Here is a 21,374-nt window from a genome sequence, read left to right as displayed (position 1 = left end):
AAAAAACGTTCATTCAGAAGGTAGCGTGGTTACGCCTTATCTGTTTGTCAGTTTTATTTTTTCTTGCCAAAAATCAGGGACAACACTGACAAAATCAGGAAACCGACAAACAGGATTTTAGCGATACCTGCCGCGCTGCCTGCAATACCACCAAAGCCCAGTACGGCTGCAATAATGGCGATGACGAAGAAAACAACTGCATAATGAAGCATGGTTTTTTCCTTTCTGTTTGGTGTGCAAACGGTTTGATGTGCAAACGGTCGGGGGGAGAGCCTTCCGTTTGTTGTGAGATGTAACAGTTTTATATTGAATCAACTATCTTATTGATTAATTTTATACTCACGGATGTAACCGCTTGTAGTACACCTTATCTGATAACTTCCTACTTAGCAAACCGCAGCAATATCGATTTTCAACCAATCACCCTATTCATGAAGCAACTAACCAAAGAATCAATGGCTTATATACAGACGTTAAGTTTTGAAAACATTTATATTTTATTGATTAAAGATTGCAGAGGAAATTTTCTTGTTAAATCAATATGAAAAAATAAGGATATATTAATATTGAAGGAATGTTTTGAAACCGTTTATTTGGATATTTTAGAAGAAGCGGAGAAGGAAAGGCAAAAGGTCGTCTGAAAGTTTTCAGACGACCTCATGATTATTTGATGACCCGAGCCAGCAAGGCTTTTTCTTTACCCTGCATATTCGGGATTTTGACTTGGATGCCGTTGCCCGGGGCGACTTCGACGGCTGCGCCTTTGCGGGTCATTTGTTCCAGCGTGACGGTTTGGTTGCCTTCGGGGTGGATGATTTCCAAAGTGTCGCCGACGGCGAAGCGGTTTTTGACTTCCACCGTTGCCCAGCCTTCGGCGTCGATTTCGGTAACGTGGCCGACGTATTGGCTTTGTTTGGCGGTGGAATGGCCGCTGAGGTAGTTTTGATAGTCTTGGGTTTGGTGGCGTTCGAGGAAGCCGCTGGTGTAGCCGCGGTTGGCGAGGCCTTCGAGTTCGCTCAGCAAACTGTAGTCGAACGGACGGCCTGCAACGGCGTCGTCAATCGCTTTGCGGTAGGACTGGGAGACGCGGGCGACGTAGTAGAGCGACTTGGTGCGGCCTTCGACTTTGAGGCTGTCCACGCCGATTTTGGCGAGTTTTTCGACGACTTCGATACCGCGCAGGTCCTTGGAATTCATGATGTAGGTGCCGTGTTCGTCTTCCATAATCGGCATCATTTCGCCTGGGCGGTTGGACTCTTCAATCAGGAAGACTTTGTCGGCGTAGGGGTGGCGTTTCTGACCGTTGATGCCTTCGAAGTTTTGGTTGGCTTCTTCTTGGGCTTTTTCAAAGTTGAAGCCTTGCAGAAGCTGGGCGTCGCCCGCATCGCTTTCAGTGGCGTTGTGAACTTTGTAGTCCCAACGGCAGGAGTTGGTGCAGGTACCTTGGTTGGGGTCGCGGTGGTTGAAATAGCCCGACAATAGGCAACGGCCTGAGTAGGCGATGCACAATGCGCCGTGGATGAAGACTTCGAGTTCGATGTCGGGGCATTCTTGGCGGATTTCGGCAATTTCTTCCATGCTCAATTCGCGCGACAGGATGATGCGTTCGACGCCGATGTTCTGCCAGAATTTCACGCCCCAGTAGTTGGTGGTGTTGGCTTGTACGGACAGGTGGATCGGCATTTCCGGCCATTTTTCGCGCACGGTCATAATCAAACCCGGATCCGCCATAATCAGCGCGTCGGGTTTCATGGCAATCAGCGGCTCCATGTCGGCGACGAAGGTTTTGAGTTTGGAATTGTGCGGCAGGGTGTTGACGGTCAAAAAGAATTTTTTGTTGCGCTCGTGCGCTTCTTTAATGCCTTGCTCGAGGACGTCGAGTTTGGCAAATTCGTTGTTGCGGGCGCGCAGGGAGTAACGCGGGCTGCCGGCATAAACGGCATCTGCGCCGTAATCGTAGGCGGCGCGCATACGTTCAAGGCCGCCGGCGGGAAGAAGGAGTTCGGGTGCTTTCATGTTCGAGCTTTATAAAAGGTTTCAGACGACCTTTTGAATCACGGGGAAAGGTCGTCTGAAAAGGTGTTTAAGGATGGGCGGATTATCCGCCTTTTTGTCGGGACGGTCAATTTTACGGCGGCATATCGGGATTGTTTGGCGTTGTTTTTTCAGAGGAAAACGGATTTAGGAGTGGCAATGGGCGGATAGGCGCGACGGGTGGGGAAATGTAAAAAAACGGACGGCAACCCGATTAATTTAACAAAAAGGCATTCAAAGAATGTATTTTCTTGTAAAATATCGAGTTTCATTTTTCCAATGTTCGGGAATCGGGCGGCTGCCGCAAACCGTTTCCCGGAGTTTTAGACAGGCGGACGAGTATGGATTTTCGGTTTGACATTATTTACGAATACCGCTGGATGTTTTTCTACGGCGCGCTGACGACGCTGGGCTTGACCGTAGTGGCGACGGCGGGCGGCTCCGTATTGGGTCTGCTGCTCGCGCTGGCGCGCTTGATTCATCCGGAAAAGGCGGGTGCGCCCATGCGCGCGCTGGCTTGGGTTTTGCGTAAGGTTTCGCTGCTGTATGTAACGTTGTTCCGTGGTACGCCGCTGTTTGTGCAGATTGTGATTTGGTCTTACGTCTGGTTCCCGTTTTTCGTCCATCCTACCGACGGTTTGCTGATTAACGGCGACGAGGCGGTGGAAATCCGACGCTCTTACGGCGCGCTGATTGCCGGTTCGCTTGCCTTGATTGCCAACTCCGGCGCGTATATCTGCGAGATTTTCCGCGCGGGCATCCAGTCCATCGACCGCGGTCAGATGGAAGCGGCGCGCTCGCTGGGTCTGACTTATCCGCAGGCTATGCGCTATGTGATTCTTCCGCAGGCTTTGCGCCGTATGCTGCCGCCGCTTGCCAGCGAATTTATTACGCTTTTGAAAGACAGCTCGCTGTTGTCCGTTATCGCCGTGGCGGAGCTGGCTTATGTGCAAAGTACGATTAGTGGCCGCTATTCCGTTTATGAAGAACCGCTCTATACCGTCGCGCTGATTTATCTCTTGATGACGACTTTCTTGGGCTGGGTGTTCCTGCGCTTGGAAAACCGCTACAACCCGCAGCATCGTTGATTTCCGAATAAGCCGATTGTTTTCGGCTGGGGCAATGTCAAAAGGTCGTCTGAAAACCAATTTGGGTTTTCAGACGACCTTTTAGTTTTTGGGGCTTACAGACCGAATAGGGCGATTTCGCCTTTGCCTTGTTGGAAATCTCATTCAACTTGAACAACTGACGCAAACCGGAATGCTGCCTTCGGGCGGCGGTTCGGCAAGGTCGGCGAACTCTGCCTGTTCGTCAAAGGGACGGGCGAGGCAGCGGCGCAGGCGTTCGATTTCGCGGTAGTCGCCGTTTCGGGCTTGGGCGATGGCTTGTTCGGCAAGGTAGTTGCGCAGGATGTAGAGCGGGTTGGTTCGGTTCATGCGTGATGCGCGTTCGGCGGGATGGCTGTTTTCGGCGCGCAGGCGTTGGCGGTAGCGTCCGAGCCAGCGGATGAAGGCGGGCGGGACGCCGTTTTTGAAGGTCTGTTCGAGTTTGGGCGGGAGGGGTTCGCCGTGTGTATTGCTGACTTCGGACAGGTTCCTGAAAAACAGGGTGAAGTCGGTTTTTTGGTCTTGCAGGGAGGCGAAGAGGTCGGCGATAAGGCTTTCGTCGTCTCTCTTGTCTGCTTGCTGCAAACCGAGTTTGCGGCGCATTTTCTCTAAATAGGTCGTCTGAAAAACTTCTGTCCAGCCGTCGATGAGTTGCTCGAGGGTGTCGTGTGGGACGAGGGTGTCGAAGCAGGAGGCGAGGGCGGAGAAATTCCAATGGGCGACGAAGGGCTGGGCATTGTAGGCGTAGCGGCCTTGGGTGTCGGAATGGTTGCAGACGTGGCGGCGGTCGTAGTCGTCGAGGAAGCCGAAAGGGCCGTAGTCTATGGTCAGCCCCAATGCAGACATGTTGTCGGTATTCATCACGCCGTGGCAGAAGCCGACGCTTTGCCATGCGGCGACGGTATCGGCGGTGCGGTTGCGGATTTGTTCCAACAGGGTGGCATAGGGATTGTCGGCATCTCGGCAGTCGTGGTAGTAATGCCGGATGAGGTAGTCGGCAAGTTGTTGGATTTCGGCTTCGCGGCCGGTGTAATAGAAGTATTCGAAATGGCCGAAACGCAAAAAGCTCGGGGCGATGCGGGTCAGGACGGCGGCGGTTTCGACGGTTTCCCGATAAACGGGGTCGTCGCTGCCGCACAGGGCGAGGGCGCGGGTCGTGGGGATGCCGAGACCGTGCATGGCTTCGGAACAGAGGTATTCGCGGATGGAGGAGCGCAAGACGGCGCGCCCGTCGGCAAAGCGGGAATAGGGCGTTTTGCCCGCACCTTTGAGCTGCCACTCTTGGCGTTGTCCCGCGGCATCGACGGAATCGCCAATCAAGATCGCGCGCCCGTCGCCAAGACGCGGGGTATAGACGCCGAACTGATGGCCGCTGTAAACACTGGCAATGGGCGCGGGCGCGTATTGCGGGGCGTTGCCGCTGAGGTAGGCAAGGTTGGCGGTCGTCTGAAAATCTGTATCCAGATTCAACTCTGCCGCCAAATCGGTGTTGAAGGCGACCCAGTAGGGCGCGGTCAGCGGCTCAGGGGAAACGCGGGAATAGAAAAACGGCGAGAGTTCGGCGAACTGTTGGGTAAGCAGGGGGAGTGTGTGCATGGGATTCCTGACGGGGGCGGGCGGGTTTGTATAGTGGATTAAATTTAAATCAGGACAAGGCGACGAAGCCGCAGACAGTACAGATAGTACGGCAAGGCTAGGCAACGCCGTACTGGTTTAAAGTTAATTCACTATATAACGCGCGGGTATGTTTATTGTGTTTTAGAGTTGGATGCTGCCTGTTTGGTTTTCAAGCATTTTTAAAACAATGCCTGCTGCCGTTGTTTCAAATAATCTGCCAGCGGTTTGGGTAAGCCGTAATCCGCCAGATTTTCGGGTTTCACCCAGAAGCGGTTATCTTTTGATGCGTTTTCAGAATGGCGCAGCGTGTCAGACGAACTGATTTGCGCTTCAAACGGCGTAATCATTAATAAACGATGCGTCAGGCGGTGGGTGAGGGCGGGTTGCTCGGAAAGGTCGTCTGAAACGATGCCGAGCTTTTCGGCGCAAGCGTATGTTTCGTCTAATTTTTCAAAACACGGCACGCAATACAGCCCACCCCAAATGCCTTTGGCAGGACGTTTTTCCAGCAGGATTTCGCCGTCTGGGTTGCGGACAATCAGCCAGTAAAGCGGCAGGGTTTGCACTTCGGGGGCGGTTTTTTTGCGCGGCAGCTCGGCGATGCGGTTTTGCTTTTTCGCTTCGCAGATGTCCGCCATCGGGCATTGATGGCACAAGGGTTTTGTCCGTTTGCACACGGTTGCGCCCAAGTCCATCAAGCCTTGCGTATAGGCGGGCATATCGGCGTTTTCAGACGGTAGCAGGCTTTCGGCAAGTGTCCAGAGCGAGTTTTCGAATTTTTTGTCCTGCGGATTGCCGTCGAGGGCGAACACGCGGCAGAGCACGCGTTTGACGTTGCCGTCCAAAATGGTTTCGTGGCGGTTGAAGGCAAAGGCGCAAATGGCGGCGGCGGTGCTTCTGCCTACGCCGCAGAGGGTTTCCAAGTCTTTACGCTCCGACGGAAACGTGCCGCCGAATTGTTCGACGACTTGTTGCGCGGCTTTGTGCAGATTGCGCGCGCGGCTGTAATAGCCCAAGCCCGCCCACAACGACAACACTTCGTCTTGCGGGGCGGCGGCAAGCGTTTGTACGGTCGGAAATTTTTCCAAGAAACGCGGATAGTAGTCCAACACGGTGGCAACCTGCGTCTGCTGGAGCATGATTTCGGAAAGCCAGACGCAATAAGGGTTTTTAACCTGCCAAGGGAGATGGTGCCTGCCGTATTGTTTTTGCCAGCGGATGAGCCGTTCGGAGAAAGGGTTGGGTGTGTTCATTAATATCAATCAGTGGTTTTATTTATATTGAAAACAAAATGTTATGGTATAACATTGTGAAAATAATTCTTATTGACTTACGTTTTATAGGGGTATATAACTCATATAAAGAGACTTTATTGCAGTATTGAAATAATTTATCAACAAGCAAGGAGTATCAGCATGAAAGCAATGGTTTATCACGGCGCAAACGACATCCGTTTTGAAGAAAAACCCCGTCCGCAGATTATCGATCCGACCGATGCGGTGGTGAAAATCGTCAAAACCACGATTTGCGGTACCGACTTGGGTATTTGGAAAGGCAAAAACCCCGAAGTCGCCGACGGTCGTATTCTTGGCCATGAAGGCATCGGTATTGTAGAAGAAGTCGGCGAGGCTGTAAAAAACATCAAAGTCGGCGATAAAGTCATTATTTCATGCGTCAGCAAATGCTGTACTTGCGACAACTGCAAAATCCAACTCTATTCACACTGCCGCAACGGCGGCTGGATTTTGGGCTACATGATCGACGGCACGCAAGCCGAATACGTCCGCACGCCTTATGCCGACAACAGCCTTGTTCCGCTGCCCGACAACGTCAATGAAGAAGTCGCCCTGCTGTTGAGCGACGCCTTGCCGACCGCCCACGAAATCGGCGTGCAATACGGCGATGTTAAACCCGGCGACACCGTCTTCATCGCAGGTGCAGGCCCTGTCGGCATGTCCGCCCTGTTGACCGCCCAACTGTACAGCCCTGCTGCCATCATCGTTTGCGATATGGACGAAAACCGTTTGAAACTGGCGAAAGAATTGGGCGCAACCCATACCGTCAGCCCTGCTTCAGGCGACGTATTCAAACAGGTCTTTGCCATCGTCGGCGACGACGGCGTGGACTGCGCCATCGAAGCCGTCGGCATCCCCGCCACATGGAATATGTGTCAAGACATCGTCAAACCGGGCGGTCATATCGCCGTCGTCGGCGTACACGGTCAATCCGTTGATTTCAAACTGGAAAAACTCTGGATTAAAAACCTCGCCATCACAACCGGCTTGGTAAATGCCAATACCACCGAAATGCTGATGAAGGCAATTTCCAGCAGCTCCGTCGATTACACCAAAATGCTGACCCACCGTTTCAAATTCAGCGAATTGGAAAAAGCCTACGACGTGTTCAAACACGCCGCCGAAAACCAAGCCATGAAAGTGGTTTTGGAAGCGGATTGATTTGAAACAGATTATTGAGTTTTAAAAAGATAGAGGTCGTCTGAAAACAGGTTTTCAGACGACCTTATATATTGCCACCCGAAAGGGACGACCTTTTTGTTTATGGGGCTGATTGAATTGGGATGGCGTGGCGTTAACCTTTTAGCCATATGCAACCGGGCAGTGTGGCTTTATGGCATTTGTAAAGAGTCTGTCAAAAAATAAGCGGTAATATCGTAATGAATGACGATTGCTTGAGTTAAATCTAGCCCGCACGTTATCGGATTGTGTTAACCTTACGCTAGGCTTGATAATAGTTAACATTCTAGGGTTTTGGTTCCCTTGTTTATTAATTATCTCAAGCCAGGGTTCCCGCACCATCATCGCTTCATTTTTTTCTTCCATAAATGCTTCGGGATGCAGTTTGTCCCCCCGCAACAATAAGAACCCGAACATTCTCACTCTTGTATTTTAAGGATTAAACAATGAAATCGCTCAAAACGTTCCTTATTTGGGGCATTGTGGTTTTGGTCGGCGTAGCGTCCTTTACCACTTTGGCCCTCAGTCGGGGCGAGCAGGTCAGTGCGGTATGGATGGTCACCGCCGCCGTGTCGGTGTACTGCATCGCTTACCGTTTTTACAGTCTCTACATCGCCAAATATGTGATGCAGCTTGATCCGAACCGCCTCACGCCCGCCGAGCGGCACAATGACGGTTTGGACTATGTGCCGACACACAAAGGCGTATTGTTCGGACACCACTTTGCCGCGATTGCGGGCGCAGGTCCCTTGGTCGGTCCTGTGCTGGCTGCGCAAATGGGTTATCTGCCGGGTACGCTGTGGATTATCTTCGGCGTAGTGTTTGCCGGCGCGGTACAAGACATGATGGTCTTGTTCGTCTCCATGCGCCGCGACGGTAAGTCTTTGGGCGATATCGTAAAACAAGAACTCGGCACTGTACCCGGCGTGATCGCGTCCATCGGCATTTTGATGATTATGGTCATCATCATGGCGGTGTTGGCGCTGATTGTGGTGAAAGCACTGGTTCACAGCCCTTGGGGTACGTTTACGATTGCCGCCACCATGCCGATTGCGCTGTTTATGGGTATTTACACCCGCTATATCCGTCCGGGCAAAATCGGCGAGATTTCCATCGTCGGCTTTATCCTGCTGATGCTGGCGGTTATTTACGGCGACAATGTGGCGCACAGCTCCATCGGTCACTGGTTTGACCTTGACGGCATCCAGCTCACTTGGGCGATTATGATTTACGGCTTCGTAGCATCAGTATTGCCGGTATGGCTGCTGCTGACACCGCGCGACTATCTCTCTACCTTCCTGAAAATCGGTACGATTGTCGCACTCGCCATCGGCATCCTCATCGTCAGCCCTGCGCTGCAAATGCCTGCCGTGACCCACTTTATCGACGGTTCCGGCCCAGTATTCTCAGGTGCATTGTTCCCGTTCCTCTTCATTACCATCGCCTGTGGTGCGGTTTCAGGCTTCCACGCGCTGATTTCTTCCGGTACTACGCCGAAAATGCTGGAAAACGAAACCCACGTCCGCATGATCGGTTACGGCGGTATGTTGATGGAAAGTTTCGTGGCCATTATGGCGCTTGCCGCTGCTGCATCGCTTGATCCCGGCGTGTACTTCGCCATGAACAGCCCTGCTGCCTTGATCGGCACGGACGCCAATACTGCCGCCGAAGTAATTACCACCAAGCTGCAATTCTCTGTCGATGCCGCAACCCTGTTGCACACCGCTAAGGAAGTCGGCGAAAACACCATCCTTTCCCGTGCGGGCGGTGCGCCAACCCTCGCAGTCGGTATGGCACACATCATGAGCCGTCTGATTCCGGGCGAAGCCATGATGGCATTCTGGTATCACTTTGCCCTGTTGTTTGAAGCCTTGTTCATCCTGACCGCCGTCGATGCCGGTACACGCGTCGCACGCTTCATGATTCAAGACTTGGGCAGCATCTTCTACAAACCTTTCGGCAACACCGACTCCATCCCTGCCAACCTGATTGCGACCTTCTTCGCCGTGGCATTGTGGGGCTACTTCCTCTACACCGGCGTGACCGACCCCTTGGGCGGCATCAACTCGCTCTGGCCTTTGTTCGGCATCGCCAACCAAATGCTGGCAGGCGTAGCATTGATTATGTGTGCCGTTGTATTGATTAAGATGAAACGCGACCGTTATGTCTGGGTGGCACTCGTTCCTGCCGTCGGCGTACTGTTTGTAACCTGCTATGCCGGCCTGCAAAAACTGTTCCACAGCGACCCGCGCGTCAGCTTCCTTGCCCATGCCGGCAAATACAGCGACGCATTGGCTAAAAACGAAGTCCTCGCGCCTGCTAAAGACATCGGCGAAATGTCGCAGATTATCTTCAACGACAAAATCAATGCCGGCTTGACCGCATTGTTCCTCTCCGTCGTCGTCATCGTTGCCATCTACGGCGTGCGTACCGCCATGAAAGCACGCAAAGTCGGCTGGCCGACCGCCAAAGAAATTCCGGCGGTGTACCGCGACGGCAAACAACCGGAGGCACAAAGTGAAGCGTAAACTCGCCGCTTGGTGGAAAACCGCCAAACTTACCGCCAATCTCATGGCAGGCGTGCCCGATTATGAAAACTACGTTGCCCAACAGCGCAAACATAATCCCAACGCCCCCGTCATGACCGAGCTGCAATTTCAAGACTACTGCCGCAAACGCCGCTGCGGCGCAAACGGCGGAAGATGTTGTTAATCGCTTGAACGGTTGAAAAAAGGTCGTCTGAAAGTTTTCAGACGACCTTTTTATATCAATGCTGCTTGAAAAAGGACGGGTTAGTATTCGCCCAATAGCTGCTCGCGGGTCAGTAAGAATACGAATCCGTCGCCGCCGCTGGTTTCCAGCCAAGTGAACGGCAGCTCGGGATAGGCAGCTTCCAATACATCGCGGTTGTGTCCGATTTCGACCAGCAGTACGCCTTTGGGATTCAGGTATTTGGCTGCGTGCAGCAGGATTTGGCGGGTGGCGTCCAAGCCGTCTTCGCCGCTGCCCAGGGCGAGTTCGGGTTCGTGCAGGTATTCGTCGGGCAACATATCGACCGATTCGGCATCGACGTAGGGCGGGTTGGAAACAATCAGGTCGTATGTGCCTTCCAATCCTTCGAACAAGTCGGTGTGAATCAGGTTGATGCGCTCTTCCAAACCATAATCTTCAACGTTGATGGCGGCTACTTCCAGCGCATCCAAACTCAAATCGACGGCGTCAATTTCAGCGGCAGGGTAGTGGTGCGCCATTTGAATGGCGAGGCAGCCGCTGCCGGTACACAAATCCAATGCGCGGTGAACCAATTCGGGATGCTCTATCCATGGGGTGAGGCTGTCGCCGAGCAGCTCGTAAATAAACGAGCGCGGTACGATGACGCGTTCGTCAACATAAAAATCGAAATCGCCTTGCCATGCCTGATGGGTAAGGTAGGCGGCGGGGATGTGTTCGACTGCGCGGCGTTCCAGTACTGCCAACACTTCTTCTTTCTCGCTTTGCAGCAGCTTAGCATCGAGGTAGGGCTCCAGCGTGTCCAAAGGCAGGTTGAGGGTATGCAGGATGAGGTAGGCGGCTTCGTCGTGCGCGTTGTCCGAGCCATGCCCGAAAAACAAACCGGCATCGTTGAAACGGCTGACGGCGAAACGCAGGATGTCGCGGACGGAGGTCAATTCTTGGGCTGCTTGGGTAAACATATTCATCAAAATCCTTAATGGTCGGAGCACCGTCCTTCGGGCGGCAGAATCGGGAAGTCATTTGTTGCAAAGCGGAGCGATTATAACAGAGGTCGTCTGAAAGCATGGTTTCAGACGACCTCTTGGGTGCGGAAGCGGTTATTTTTTGCCTTTTGCCGCTTTCACATCTTTTTCGGTGATGGTGCCGCCGCCGTTATCAAATGCATTCATAATGTAGGTCGAAACTGCTGCTACGTCCGCTTCGTTGATGGCTGTTGCAGGCATGAAGCCGTTGTAGGGTTTGCCGTTAACCTTGATCGGGCCGTTGATGCCTTTGAGCATGCTGTTCAACAGTACCTGCGGTTTTTTCATGATGTAGTCGGAACGGAACAGGGGCGGGAACATTGCTCCTCTGCCTTCGCCTTTTTTACCGTGGCAGGCGGCGCAGTTGGTTTCGTAAATTTTCTGCCCTTGCGCCATCTGTGCGGCATCGGCGGCGAAGGTTGGGGCGGAAAAGCAGGAGAGTGCGGCAAGTGTCAGGATGTGGATGGTTTTCATGGTTTGTCCTTGCAGATGGTCGGGATGTTTTTGTTTTAAAGGAATAGGGCAATCATACAATAAAGGTCGTCTGAAAACCTATCCTGCCGAAGCTTTTCAGACGACCTTAGATTTAAGTCAAAGAAACAACGGGGATGCTTCAAACCCATCCGCACAAATTGCGCCGCACCAAATCTGCCAGTGCGCCTATCCATTCTGCGCTGTCGTTCAGGCAGGGGATATAGCGGTATTCTTTACCGCCGGCGGCATGAAATTGTTCGCGCCCTATCAAAGCGATTTCTTCCATCGTTTCCAAGCAGTCTGCCATGAAGCCCGGACAGAAAACGTCCAATTTCGTTATGCCTTGTTTCGGCAGTTCGTCAAACAGAACCTGCGTACTCGGTTTAACCCATTTCGCCTTGCCGAACTGGCTTTGGAAGGAGACGATATATTCCTGCTCAGTCAGTCCCAAGGCTTCGGCAAGCAGTTTGGCCGTATGGCGGCATTCGTCGGGATAAGGGTCGCCCTCGTCGTACTGTTTCTGCGGTATGCCGTGAAAACTCAGCATCAGTTTTTCGCCGCGTCCGTGTTCCGTCCAATATGCCTGAATATGTTTTTTCATGGCTTCGATATAGCCTGCATCCTCGTAGAAACGGGACACCGTGCGTATGCTGAGTTGGTTGCGCTGGCGCAGTAATTGCAAGAATACTTTATCCAAAGCCGCACCTGTGCTCGATGCCGCATATTGCGGGTAGAGTGGGACTACCAAAAGATTACCGATGCCTTGCGATTTCAATTCCGCCAAGACGTCAGCAACGCCCGGGTTGCCGTAAGTCATGGCGTAGCGGACGGTTATATCCGGCAGTAGTTTGCCCAAGGTTTCGGCTTGGCGTGCGGTATAAACCAATAAGGGTGAGCCGTCTTTAAACCAGATTTTTTCATAGGCGTGCGCGCTTTTTTTCGGGCGCAGCGTCAGTATCAGGCCGCGCAAGATCGGTTGCCACAATAGCTTCGGCAGTTCCACCACGCGTTGGTCGGATAAAAAGTCGAGCAGGTAGGGTTTGACGGCTTGTGCGGTCGGAGCATCCGGTGTGCCGAGGTTAAGCAGTAGGACGGCGGTACGGTTTTGTTCGGTATAGGGGAGGGGAGGCTCTGGCAGGAAACGGGGCATGGTTTGTTTCTTTAATATTGAATGATTTTTTGTGTGAAAGGTCATCTGAAAAACAAAGGGAATAATCAAGTTAAACGTTTTCAGACGACCTCAATAAGCATAGTTCAATCTCAATCTACACCGCGGGCGCGGTTTTCATGGAATTGAGCCTGCCAATCGGCAAATTTTCCTTGCTCGATGGCTTCGCGCATTTCTGCCATGATGACTTGGTAGAAATGCAGGTTGTGGATGGTGTTGAGTTGCGCGCCCAAGATTTCGCCGGCGCGGTGCAGGTGGTGCAGGTAGGCGCGGCTGAAGTTTTGGCAGGCGTAGCAGGTACAGCTTTCGTCTATCGGGCGTTTGTCGAGCTTGTGTTTGGCGTTTTTGATTTTCAAATCGCCGAAACGGGTGAACAGCCAGCCGTTGCGCGCATTGCGGGTGGGCATGACGCAGTCGAACATGTCCACGCCGTGCGCCACGCCGTAAACGAGGTCTTCGGGTGTGCCGACGCCCATCAGGTAATGCGGTTTGTGTTCGGGCAGCATCGGTCCGACGGTGCGCAGCATGCGGTACATTTCGGGTTTGGGTTCGCCGACGGACAGTCCGCCGATGGCAAGGCCGGGGAAGTCGAATTGTTCCAAGCCGCGCAGCGATTCTTCGCGCAAATCTTCATACATCGCGCCTTGCACGATACCGAATAGGGCATTCGGGTTCTTCAAATCTTCAAAGGCTTTTTTGCTGCGTTCTGCCCAACGCAGGCTCATTTGCAGGGATTTTTGCGCCTGTTCGTGCGTTGCTTCGCCGGGTGTGCATTCGTCCAACTGCATCACGATGTCGGAATTGAGTACGGTTTGGATTTTCATGGAGATTTCGGGCGAGAGGAAGAGTCTGTCGCCGTTGATCGGGCTTTGGAAGGTACAGCCTTCTTCAGTCAGTTTGCGCATGTCGGAGAGCGAGAAAACCTGAAAACCGCCCGAGTCGGTCAAGATGGGTTTGTTCCAGCCGATAAAATCGTGCAGGCCGCCGAATTGTTCGATGACTTCCAAACCGGGGCGCAGCCATAAATGGTAAGTGTTGCCCAAAATAATTTGTGCCTTGATGTCGTGCAGGTTTTGCGGATTCATCGCCTTAACCGAGCCGTAAGTGCCAACCGGCATAAATACGGGCGTTTCGATTTTGCCGTGGTTCAGTTCCAGCGTGCCGCGTCGGGCATGACCGTCTTTTTTATGTAAGGTAAATTTGAGCATAGGTTGTATCTATAATGTAGAAAACGGCGTGCGAAGCCGCCGTGCAGTCAAACGATTGAGGTAAAAACGCGATTATAAAGGATTTTCATCGCAATAGCGGTGTTTGAATATTTCAGACGACCTTATTCGTATCGAGATGTTCACTGTTGAAAATGTTTCAAAAAAATCACAATGTTCCGACAATGTCGTCTGAAACCTCATTTTCATGCTTGCCATCGCGTTAAAGTATCGTCTATAATCCCAACCTTATTAAACAGGCACGTAGCTCAGTTGGTTAGAGCACCACCTTGACATGGTGGGGGTCGTTGGTTCGAATCCAATCGTGCCTACCAAATTTCCCAAACGGCATTTATGCCGTTATTTTTTAATGTTTTGGAGCTTTTTTGATGTTGAACATTACCTTGCCGGACGGCTCAGTCCGCCAATACGAATCGCCCGTTACCGTGGCACAGATTGCCGCGTCTATCGGAGCAGGTTTGGCGAAGGCGACGGTGGCGGGTAAGGTAAACGGCAAATTGGTCGATGCGTGCGATCCGATTACCGAAGATTCAACCGTCCAAATCATTACCCCGAAAGACCAAGAAGGCGTTGAAATCATCCGCCACTCTTGCGCCCACCTTGTCGGTCATGCGGTCAAGCAGCTCTATCCTAATGCAAAAATGGTTATCGGCCCCGTCATTGAAGAGGGCTTTTATTACGATATTGCTACGGAAAAACCGTTTACGCCTGAAGATGTTGCCGCTATTGAAGCGCGTATGAAAGAATTGATTGCTCAGGATTATGATGTAATCAAAATCATGACTCCGCGAGCCGAAACCATCAAAATTTTCCAAGATCGCGGTGAAGAATATAAGCTGCGCCTGATTGAAGATATGCCCGAAGTTGAAGCAATGGGTATGTATCATCATCAGGAATATGTTGATATGTGCCGCGGTCCGCACGTTCCGAACACCCGCTTCCTGAAAAACTTCAAGCTGACCAAGCTGGCAGGCGCATACTGGCGCGGCGACAGCAATAATGAAATGCTGCAACGTATTTACGGCACCGCTTGGGCGACAAAAGACGAATTAAAAGCCTATATCCAACGCATTGAAGAAGCAGAAAAACGCGACCATCGCAAATTGGGCAAGCAACTGGATTTGTTCCACTTGCAAGACGAAGCGCCGGGTATGGTGTTTTGGCATCCCAAAGGTTGGGCTTTGTGGCAGACTATTGAGCAGCATATGCGTAAAGAGCTGAATGCCGCCGGTTATAAAGAAGTCAAAACCCCCCAAATCATGGATAAAACCTTTTGGGAAAAATCCGGTCACTGGGATAACTACAAAGACAATATGTTCGTAACCAGTTCGGAAAAACGTGAATACGCGGTTAAGCCGATGAACTGCCCGGGACATGTTCAGATTTTCAATAACGGTCTGCGTTCGTACCGCGATTTGCCGATGCGTTTGGCAGAATTTGGTTCTTGCCATCGCAACGAGCCGAGTGGCGCACTGCATGGACTGATGCGTGTCCGCGGTTTTGTACAAGACGATGCGCATATTTTCTGTACCGAAGATCAAATCGTCGGCGAAGCGCGGGCATTCAATGAATTGCTGGTTCGTATTTACAAGCAATTCGGTTTCCATGATGTGTCCGTCAAACTTTCACTGCGTCCTGAGAAGCGTGCCGGTTCAGACGACGTCTGGGATAAGGCAGAACAAGGCCTGCGCGAAGCATTGACTGCTTGCGGCGTGGAATGGGGCGAATTGCCGGGTGAAGGTGCGTTCTACGGACCTAAAATCGAATATCATGTTAAAGATGCATTGGGACGTTCTTGGCAGTGTGGTACGCTGCAACTGGACTTTGTATTGCCGGAACGTTTAGATGCAGAATATGTAACCGAAAACAATGACCGCGCCCGTCCGGTAATGTTGCACCGCGCCATTTTGGGTTCTTTGGAACGATTTATCGGTATTTTGATTGAAAACCATGCAGGTTCTTTCCCACTATGGTTGGCGCCGGTTCAAATGGTGATTATGAATATCACCGAAAATCAAGCAGATTACTGCCGTGAAGTGGCTGCCAAATTGCAGGCTGCTGGCTTCCGTGTAGAGCTGGATTTGCGTAACGAAAAAATCGGTTACAAAATCCGTGATAACAGCCAATACCGCTTCCCTTATCAAATCGTTGTCGGCGATAAAGAGAAGCAAGAAAACAAAGTGGCCGTGCGCCGCAAAGCAGAAGACTTGGGTTCTTTGGATTTGGATGATTTCATTGCGCAACTGCAGCAAGAAATCGCAGACGCCCTCGTCAACCATTAATTTTTATAGGAGTATTCATCATCGCTCAAGAACGCGAAGCACGAATCAATGGCGAAATTACCGCCAAAGAAGTGCGTTTAATCAGTGAGTCAGGCGAACAGCTTGGTGTTGTATCGGTTCGTGAAGCTTTGGCCATGGCCGAAGAGCAGGATGTGGATTTGGTAGAGATTTCCCCTACTGCCAAACCGCCTGTATGCAAACTGATGGATTACGGTAAATATAAATACCAACAAGCCAAGAAACGCGACGAAGCCAAGAAAAATCAGAAGCAGGTACAAATTAAGGAAATCAAATTCCGTCCGGGTACCGATGAAGGCGATTATCAAATCAAAATGCGCAACATCAACCGCTTCTTGGCTGACGGCGATAAAGTCAAAGTCACGCTTCGTTTCCGCGGTCGTGAAATGGCTCACCAGCAACTCGGTGCGCAACTTTTAGAGCGCGTGAAAGAGGATTTGGCGGAAGTGGCTCAAATCGAATCCTTCCCTAAAATGGAAGGCCGTCAAATGGTGATGATGATTGCACCGAAGAAAAAATAAAGTTATAATTCTCAGCTTACTCCGATCGCCGCTTCGGAGTAAGCTTTTGATTGGCGGCAAAAACCGTGGCATTTTGGGTTCAAGTGTTTGAAACCAATGTTTTAAAACCCCCTGATGCCTTATCTAATAACGAATGGAGTTTTCCAATGCCTAAAATGAAAACCAAGTCTAGCGCGAAAAAACGCTTCAAAGTACTGGGTAACGGCGGTGTAAAACGCGCTCATGCGTTCAAACGCCACATCTTGACTAAAAAGACCACTAAAAACAAACGCCAACTGCGTGGTACCTCTATGGTAAACGATCGCGATTTGGCTTCTGTTGCTAAAATGTTACCCTACGCTTAAGGAGTTTAGAATATGCCACGCGTAAAACGCGGTGTAACCGCTCGTGCCCGTCACCAAAAAATCTTCGCGTTAGCCAAAGGCTATCGCGGTCGTCGTAAAAACGTATACCGCGTTGCCAAGCAAGCGGTAATGAAAGCCGGTCAATACGCATACCGTGACCGTCGTCAACGCAAACGCCAATTCCGTCAATTGTGGATTGTTCGTATCAATGCGGGTGCCCGTGAAAATGGCCTGTCTTACAGCAAATTCATGAACGGTCTGAAACGCGCCGCTATCGAGATCGACCGCAAAGTATTGGCTGATCTGGCTGTATTTGATAAAGCCGCTTTTGCACAATTGGTTGAGAAAGCTAAAGCTGCTTTGGCTGCTTAATTCAAAAAATTTGAAAAGGAAGCTACGGCTTCCTTTTTTCTTTGTCTGAAGAAAGTCTATGTGATTGATTTTCTTTCTTTAAAGTCTATTTTTTTGAATTGATTTGCGCTAAAATACGCCGATTCTATCAAACGGATTGGCCGTAAACGATAAAAGGTCGTCTGAAAAGTTTGGCAACACCAAACCATACAGGCGGCCTCATTGTTTCAGACGACCCATCATCAACCGACAGACGATAAAACCACTATGGAAAATGTAAACCGTATCGTTGCAGAAGGCATTGCCGCAGTAGAAGCCGCGCAAGACTTCAACGCTCTAGAACAAATCAAAGCCCGTTATCTTGGTAAAACCGGCGAGTTGACCGGACTTCTGAAAACCTTAGGTCAAATGTCGCCTGAGGAGCGCAAAACCATAGGTGCGCATATCAATGAATGCAAAATCCAGTTTCAGACGGCCTTTAACAATAAACGCGATGTGCTCAACGAAGCCAAACTCCAAGCCCAGCTTGCCGCCGAAGCACTCGATATTACCCTGCCCGGACGCGCGCAGGAAAATGGTGGTCTGCATCCCGTAACCCTGACTTTGCAGCGTGTGGTCGAACTCTTTCACGGCATGGGTTTTGAAGTGGCGGACGGCCCGGAAATTGAAGACGATTTCCACAACTTCCAAGCTCTGAACATTCCCGCAAACCACCCGGCCCGCGCTATGCAGGATACGTTCTACGTTGAAAACGGCGATGTTTTACGTACGCACACTTCCCCGATTCAAATCCGCTATATGCTCGACAAAAAAGAGCCGCCCATCCGCATTATCGCTCCTGGCCGCGTTTACCGTGTGGACAGCGACGCGACGCACTCGCCCATGTTCCACCAAGCTGAAGGCCTGTGGGTGGAAGAGGGCGTAACCTTCGCCGATTTGAAAGCCGTGTTCACCGATTTTATCCGCCGCTTTTTCGAACGTGATGATTTGCAGGTACGTTTCCGTCCGTCTTTCTTCCCGTTTACCGAACCGTCCGCCGAAATTGACATCATGGGCGAAAACGGCAAATGGCTGGAAGTCGGCGGTTGCGGCATGGTACATCCCAACGTGTTGAAAAACGTGAATATCGATCCCGAGAAATACACCGGTTTCGCCTTTGGCATCGGCCTCGACCGTTTCGCTATGTTGCGTTACAACGTGAATGATTTGCGGTTGTTTTTTGATAACGATTTGAACTTTTTGAAGCAGTTTGCGAAATGATTGTGCAGGCTGCCTGAATATGAAAAAGCAGCCTGCACATTTTCAGGTAGCCCGAAATGGACAGATTAACCCCCGAGCAACGCAAAAAATGTATGCAGTCCAACAAAAGCAAAGGGACGAAACCCGAGCTTGTGTTGGCAAAAGCGATGTGGGCTTTGGGGCTCAGGTATCGGAAAAACAGCGGAAGCATTTTTGGAAAACCTGATTTTTCATTTAAAAAATACAAAGTTGCCGTGTTTGTCGATGGCGGGTTTTGGCACGGCAAGGATTGGGAACGGAAAAAAGCGGAAATAAAGGTCAACCGCGAGTTTTGGATTGCCAAGATAGAACGCAATATCCGGCGGGATATGGAAGTAACAGGCCGTTTGAAAGCCGAGGGCTGGACGGTTTTACGTTTTTGGAGTAACGATGTCGTTAAAAATGCAGGCTGCCATGCCGAAAAAGTCAGACAAGCCGTCCGCGAAAAACAGGGATTGTCAAAATTTCAAACGGGAGAAAAATAATCTCCCCTTCCAGTTGACGGATAAAAGCTGCAATTTGGATATAAGTATACGGCAGGAAAGAAAAAAAACTTTGATTTTTTCTTTTTTCTCCGGTGCGGGCTTTTTGGATTTGGGCTTCGAGTTGTCAGGATTTGATATTGCCTTCGTTAATGAAGTCCATCCCCCATTTTTGGAAGCATATAAATACTCTCGAAGCAGAATGGATATCCCGAAGCCTAAATACGGATATTTTGAGGGTAGTATTGACGAATGTCTTTATGCTGAGAAAGCAAAAGATTTGGCTGGCTGGGTTAAAAAGGAAAAACAAAATGGCATTATTGTCGGATTTATCGGAGGTCCCCCATGTCCGGATTTTTCTATTGCAGGGAAAAATAAAGGTAGGGATGGGGAGAATGGTAAGTTATCACAAAGTTATGTGGATTTAATTTGTAAAAACCAGCCTGATTTTTTTGTATTTGAGAATGTGAAAGGACTATATAGGACTGCCAAGCATAGGGAGTTTTTCAATGCGTTGAAACGGCAACTTTCTGATTTTGGATATGTATGTACTGAAAAACTCATCAATGCCATCGAATACGGCGTACCGCAAGACAGGGAAAGGATTATCCTAGTGGGTTTTTTGAGTCAGCATGTCGATGCTTTGCAGAAGTTTGATTGGGATGCTCATATTTCATTCCCTGATGCCTTGGAAAAAGATTGGCCTACGACAGAAGAAGTAGGAAGAGTGGTCAGTCAGCCTGCAAACATATACCCCGAGTTGACCGTTCAGTATTGGTTCGATCGCAATGGTGTGGATACGCACCCGAATGCGAGCAAACACTTCCAACCAAGAGCGGGTTTAGAAAAATTCCAAACCATAAGCGAAGGGGATGATAAAAAGAAGTCCTATAAACGCCTACACCGCTGGCGTTATTCCCCGACTGCCGCATACGGAAACAACGAAGTCCACATTCATCCCTATCTGCCAAGAAGGATTTCCGCTGCGGAGGCATTGGCAATACAGTCTTTGCCGAAGGAGTTTGAGCTGCCTGATAACATGACATTGAGCAATATGTTCAAAACTATAGGCAACGGTGTACCGTTTTTGGCAGCAAAAGGGATAGCGATGACACTAAAATCTTATTTGGAGAATCACTATGAGCGGACAAAAACTGACGGCTGCTAATTTGGTCAGTGCGATTGATAGCTTGAAAAAGAATGTCAATTATAACTATGTGAACAGCTCAAATACGCATACCATACAAATCGTCCATGTTGAAAAACCGGAAGGTCCGATTAAGATTAAAAGGGGAGATACGGAAACTTCGATATCGAAACAAGCAATTTGGCGGTTGGCAGATGCGTTGTCCACGGGGGAGCCTGTCAATGTGGACAGGGTGTTTGGCGCAAGTTATAACTTTCGTTCCGCACTGGAGGCATTGCTTGCCCATACACCCGAAATTTACTGGTGCAAATTGCAGCGGATACAACCGGGTCTGAATAAAAGCGAGGTGGTGGAAGGGCACAAGCACATTATTTGGCTTCCCGATAGGCCGCATGAAAAAGGCGTAATGAAGGAATATGAGACAGATGTCGTTATTTCGGAAATCCCCTCCAACAATGTGGTTTACGATGCTTTATCCCTTCCTTCAACCCATTCAGAAATAGATATAGATGTAAAACGCCGCCACGTGCAAATACAGATTGCCCTTTCAGCAATAGGTTTTCAACTTGGTTTCAGGACGTGGATTGCGAGAAACGACCAAGGTATTAGTTATGGGGATAAGAAAATTGCCGATTTGGACGGTATCGTACAAAAGATAGAAAGCGAGAAACTTATCAGTTCGTTTGACGGCGCGGTTCAGGCCGCAATGCATATTGATTGCATCTGGTTCAGGAATGGAAAACTGATGCCGGCGGTGATGGAGGTGGAACATAGTACGGGTGTACGTTCCGGCCTTGCACGGATGAAGCAGTTGAAAGACCTGTTGCCACCATATGCTAATACGCGCTGGGTTATCGTTGCTCCTGATGAAGATAGGGATAAAGTTTTTAAAGAAGCGAATGTTCCGATGTTTAAAAATTTAGATACCCAATATTTTCCTTATTCCGCAGTTGAAGAGTTGTATTCCTTGTGCATTCGCCGGAAATTGACAAATAAAGCCGTCAATGAAGAATTTTTAGACTGCTTTATGGAAAAATGTGTAATGTAATTTACACTCGGTTACCCTTAAGTTGTCCAATCAAATTTAATCTTTAGGA

Annotated in this window: 20 protein-coding genes and 1 tRNA gene; 13 read left to right on the top strand and 8 right to left on the bottom strand. The window is 50.3% G+C overall.

Features of this window, described 5'->3' with window-relative positions; translation table 11 throughout:
• Window positions 1–53: 53 nt before the first annotated feature.
• The gene (locus tag MON37_RS08285) at window positions 54–212 is read right to left on the bottom strand and encodes a DUF1328 domain-containing protein (RefSeq protein WP_003744611.1); all 159 of its coding nucleotides are present in this window, start codon (window positions 210–212) and stop codon (window positions 54–56) included.
• A 451-nt stretch (window positions 213–663) separates the two neighbouring features.
• Entirely contained in the window at window positions 664–2,016 is a 1,353-nt protein-coding gene (gene trhP, locus MON37_RS08280) for a prephenate-dependent tRNA uridine(34) hydroxylase TrhP (RefSeq protein WP_039404769.1), read from the bottom strand.
• A 359-nt stretch (window positions 2,017–2,375) separates the two neighbouring features.
• Between trhP and MON37_RS08275 the strand changes: the two genes are divergently transcribed.
• The gene (locus MON37_RS08275; protein ID WP_039404771.1) at window positions 2,376–3,122 is read left to right on the top strand and encodes an amino acid ABC transporter permease; all 747 of its coding nucleotides are present in this window, start codon (window positions 2,376–2,378) and stop codon (window positions 3,120–3,122) included.
• A gap of 144 nt (window positions 3,123–3,266) precedes the next feature.
• Here MON37_RS08275 and MON37_RS08270 read toward each other — a convergent pair whose 3' ends face one another.
• Both MON37_RS08270 and mutY read right to left on the bottom strand, forming a co-directional pair.
• On the bottom strand, window positions 3,267–4,736 hold the full coding sequence (locus MON37_RS08270; RefSeq protein WP_039404773.1) for a protein adenylyltransferase SelO: 1,470 nt from the start codon (window positions 4,734–4,736) through the stop codon (window positions 3,267–3,269).
• 200 nt (window positions 4,737–4,936) lie between these two features.
• Window positions 4,937–6,010 (bottom strand): A/G-specific adenine glycosylase, encoded by a 1,074-nt coding sequence (gene mutY, locus MON37_RS08265; RefSeq protein WP_039404775.1) that lies wholly within the window; start codon window positions 6,008–6,010, stop codon window positions 4,937–4,939.
• A gap of 162 nt (window positions 6,011–6,172) precedes the next feature.
• Between mutY and MON37_RS08260 the strand changes: the two genes are divergently transcribed.
• The 3 genes from MON37_RS08260 (at window position 6,173) to MON37_RS08250 (ending at window position 9,943) form a co-directional block, all read left to right on the top strand.
• On the top strand, window positions 6,173–7,213 hold the full coding sequence (locus MON37_RS08260) for a zinc-dependent alcohol dehydrogenase family protein (protein ID WP_019270272.1): 1,041 nt from the start codon (window positions 6,173–6,175) through the stop codon (window positions 7,211–7,213).
• A gap of 464 nt (window positions 7,214–7,677) precedes the next feature.
• Window positions 7,678–9,759 carry a carbon starvation CstA family protein gene (locus MON37_RS08255; RefSeq protein WP_039404777.1) on the top strand — a complete coding sequence of 694 codons (2,082 nt, stop codon included), beginning with the start codon at window positions 7,678–7,680 and terminating at the stop codon, window positions 9,757–9,759.
• Window positions 9,749–9,943, top strand: a complete 195-nt coding sequence (locus MON37_RS08250; protein ID WP_003744600.1) for a YbdD/YjiX family protein — start codon at window positions 9,749–9,751, stop codon at window positions 9,941–9,943. Before MON37_RS08255 ends, MON37_RS08250 begins: the two co-directional genes overlap by 11 nt.
• An 80-nt stretch (window positions 9,944–10,023) precedes the next feature.
• Here the strand turns inward: MON37_RS08250 and prmB are convergent, their stop codons facing one another.
• The 4 genes from prmB to tgt all read right to left on the bottom strand — a co-directional run bounded on the left by prmB (window position 10,024) and on the right by tgt (window position 13,836).
• Window positions 10,024–10,923 (bottom strand): 50S ribosomal protein L3 N(5)-glutamine methyltransferase, encoded by a 900-nt coding sequence (prmB, locus tag MON37_RS08245; RefSeq protein ID WP_039404946.1) that lies wholly within the window; start codon window positions 10,921–10,923, stop codon window positions 10,024–10,026.
• 138 nt (window positions 10,924–11,061) lie between these two features.
• Window positions 11,062–11,460, bottom strand: a complete 399-nt coding sequence (locus tag MON37_RS08240) for a c-type cytochrome (RefSeq protein WP_039404779.1) — start codon at window positions 11,458–11,460, stop codon at window positions 11,062–11,064.
• Between the two features lie 139 nt (window positions 11,461–11,599).
• The gene (hemH, locus tag MON37_RS08235; RefSeq protein WP_039404782.1) at window positions 11,600–12,610 is read right to left on the bottom strand and encodes a ferrochelatase; all 1,011 of its coding nucleotides are present in this window, start codon (window positions 12,608–12,610) and stop codon (window positions 11,600–11,602) included.
• A 110-nt stretch (window positions 12,611–12,720) separates the two neighbouring features.
• Entirely contained in the window at window positions 12,721–13,836 is a 1,116-nt protein-coding gene (gene tgt, locus MON37_RS08230) for a tRNA guanosine(34) transglycosylase Tgt (RefSeq protein WP_039404783.1), read from the bottom strand.
• A gap of 255 nt (window positions 13,837–14,091) precedes the next feature.
• On the opposite strand from tgt, the gene MON37_RS08225 reads away from it, so the two are divergent.
• From MON37_RS08225 to MON37_RS08185, 9 genes are all read left to right on the top strand, one after another.
• Window positions 14,092–14,168 (top strand) — tRNA-Val (locus MON37_RS08225).
• Between the two features lie 54 nt (window positions 14,169–14,222).
• Complete coding sequence (gene thrS, locus MON37_RS08220; protein WP_039404785.1) at window positions 14,223–16,136, top strand: threonine--tRNA ligase; 1,914 nt, start codon at window positions 14,223–14,225, stop codon at window positions 16,134–16,136.
• A gap of 17 nt (window positions 16,137–16,153) precedes the next feature.
• On the top strand, window positions 16,154–16,675 hold the full coding sequence (gene infC / locus MON37_RS08215; RefSeq protein WP_074895063.1) for a translation initiation factor IF-3: 522 nt from the start codon (window positions 16,154–16,156) through the stop codon (window positions 16,673–16,675).
• 146 nt (window positions 16,676–16,821) lie between these two features.
• Complete coding sequence (gene rpmI, locus MON37_RS08210; RefSeq protein WP_002232040.1) at window positions 16,822–17,019, top strand: 50S ribosomal protein L35; 198 nt, start codon at window positions 16,822–16,824, stop codon at window positions 17,017–17,019.
• 12 nt (window positions 17,020–17,031) lie between these two features.
• On the top strand, window positions 17,032–17,391 hold the full coding sequence (rplT, locus tag MON37_RS08205; protein WP_016687291.1) for a 50S ribosomal protein L20: 360 nt from the start codon (window positions 17,032–17,034) through the stop codon (window positions 17,389–17,391).
• 246 nt (window positions 17,392–17,637) lie between these two features.
• Complete coding sequence (pheS, locus tag MON37_RS08200; RefSeq protein ID WP_039404917.1) at window positions 17,638–18,630, top strand: phenylalanine--tRNA ligase subunit alpha; 993 nt, start codon at window positions 17,638–17,640, stop codon at window positions 18,628–18,630.
• Window positions 18,631–18,686: 56 nt separating this feature from the next.
• Window positions 18,687–19,133, top strand: coding sequence for a very short patch repair endonuclease (locus MON37_RS08195; protein WP_039404919.1), 447 nt, complete (start codon window positions 18,687–18,689; stop codon window positions 19,131–19,133).
• Between the two features lie 70 nt (window positions 19,134–19,203).
• Entirely contained in the window at window positions 19,204–20,298 is a 1,095-nt protein-coding gene (locus tag MON37_RS08190; protein WP_039404921.1) for a DNA cytosine methyltransferase, read from the top strand.
• Window position 20,299: 1 nt separating this feature from the next.
• Window positions 20,300–21,325, top strand: a complete 1,026-nt coding sequence (locus MON37_RS08185; RefSeq protein WP_039404948.1) for a hypothetical protein — start codon at window positions 20,300–20,302, stop codon at window positions 21,323–21,325.
• The last annotated feature ends 49 nt before the right edge of the window (window positions 21,326–21,374 follow it).

It is taken from the genome of Morococcus cerebrosus (assembly GCF_022749515.1).
Taxonomy (GTDB): domain Bacteria; phylum Pseudomonadota; class Gammaproteobacteria; order Burkholderiales; family Neisseriaceae; genus Neisseria; species Neisseria cerebrosa.
Note: the sequence above shows the minus strand (reverse complement) of the source record. Positions and strands in the feature narration are given on the sequence as shown.

What these genes read in the sequence shown, in the direction of transcription:
- hemH (WP_039404782.1), bottom strand. Translation starts at nt 12,610, where the DNA reads ATGCCCCGTTTCCTGCCAGAGCCTCCCCTCCCCTATACCGAACAAAAC.
- MON37_RS08275 (WP_039404771.1), top strand. Translation starts at nt 2,376, where the DNA reads ATGGATTTTCGGTTTGACATTATTTACGAATACCGCTGGATGTTTTTC.
- MON37_RS08195 (WP_039404919.1), top strand. Translation starts at nt 18,687, where the DNA reads ATGGACAGATTAACCCCCGAGCAACGCAAAAAATGTATGCAGTCCAAC.
- rplT (WP_016687291.1), top strand. Translation starts at nt 17,032, where the DNA reads ATGCCACGCGTAAAACGCGGTGTAACCGCTCGTGCCCGTCACCAAAAA.
- MON37_RS08260 (WP_019270272.1), top strand. Translation starts at nt 6,173, where the DNA reads ATGAAAGCAATGGTTTATCACGGCGCAAACGACATCCGTTTTGAAGAA.
- pheS (WP_039404917.1), top strand. Translation starts at nt 17,638, where the DNA reads ATGGAAAATGTAAACCGTATCGTTGCAGAAGGCATTGCCGCAGTAGAA.
- MON37_RS08270 (WP_039404773.1), bottom strand. Translation starts at nt 4,736, where the DNA reads ATGCACACACTCCCCCTGCTTACCCAACAGTTCGCCGAACTCTCGCCG.
- mutY (WP_039404775.1), bottom strand. Translation starts at nt 6,010, where the DNA reads ATGAACACACCCAACCCTTTCTCCGAACGGCTCATCCGCTGGCAAAAA.
- MON37_RS08285 (WP_003744611.1), bottom strand. Translation starts at nt 212, where the DNA reads ATGCTTCATTATGCAGTTGTTTTCTTCGTCATCGCCATTATTGCAGCC.
- MON37_RS08255 (WP_039404777.1), top strand. Translation starts at nt 7,678, where the DNA reads ATGAAATCGCTCAAAACGTTCCTTATTTGGGGCATTGTGGTTTTGGTC.
- prmB (WP_039404946.1), bottom strand. Translation starts at nt 10,923, where the DNA reads ATGTTTACCCAAGCAGCCCAAGAATTGACCTCCGTCCGCGACATCCTG.
- trhP (WP_039404769.1), bottom strand. Translation starts at nt 2,016, where the DNA reads ATGAAAGCACCCGAACTCCTTCTTCCCGCCGGCGGCCTTGAACGTATG.
- tgt (WP_039404783.1), bottom strand. Translation starts at nt 13,836, where the DNA reads ATGCTCAAATTTACCTTACATAAAAAAGACGGTCATGCCCGACGCGGC.
- MON37_RS08240 (WP_039404779.1), bottom strand. Translation starts at nt 11,460, where the DNA reads ATGAAAACCATCCACATCCTGACACTTGCCGCACTCTCCTGCTTTTCC.
- rpmI (WP_002232040.1), top strand. Translation starts at nt 16,822, where the DNA reads ATGCCTAAAATGAAAACCAAGTCTAGCGCGAAAAAACGCTTCAAAGTA.
- thrS (WP_039404785.1), top strand. Translation starts at nt 14,223, where the DNA reads ATGTTGAACATTACCTTGCCGGACGGCTCAGTCCGCCAATACGAATCG.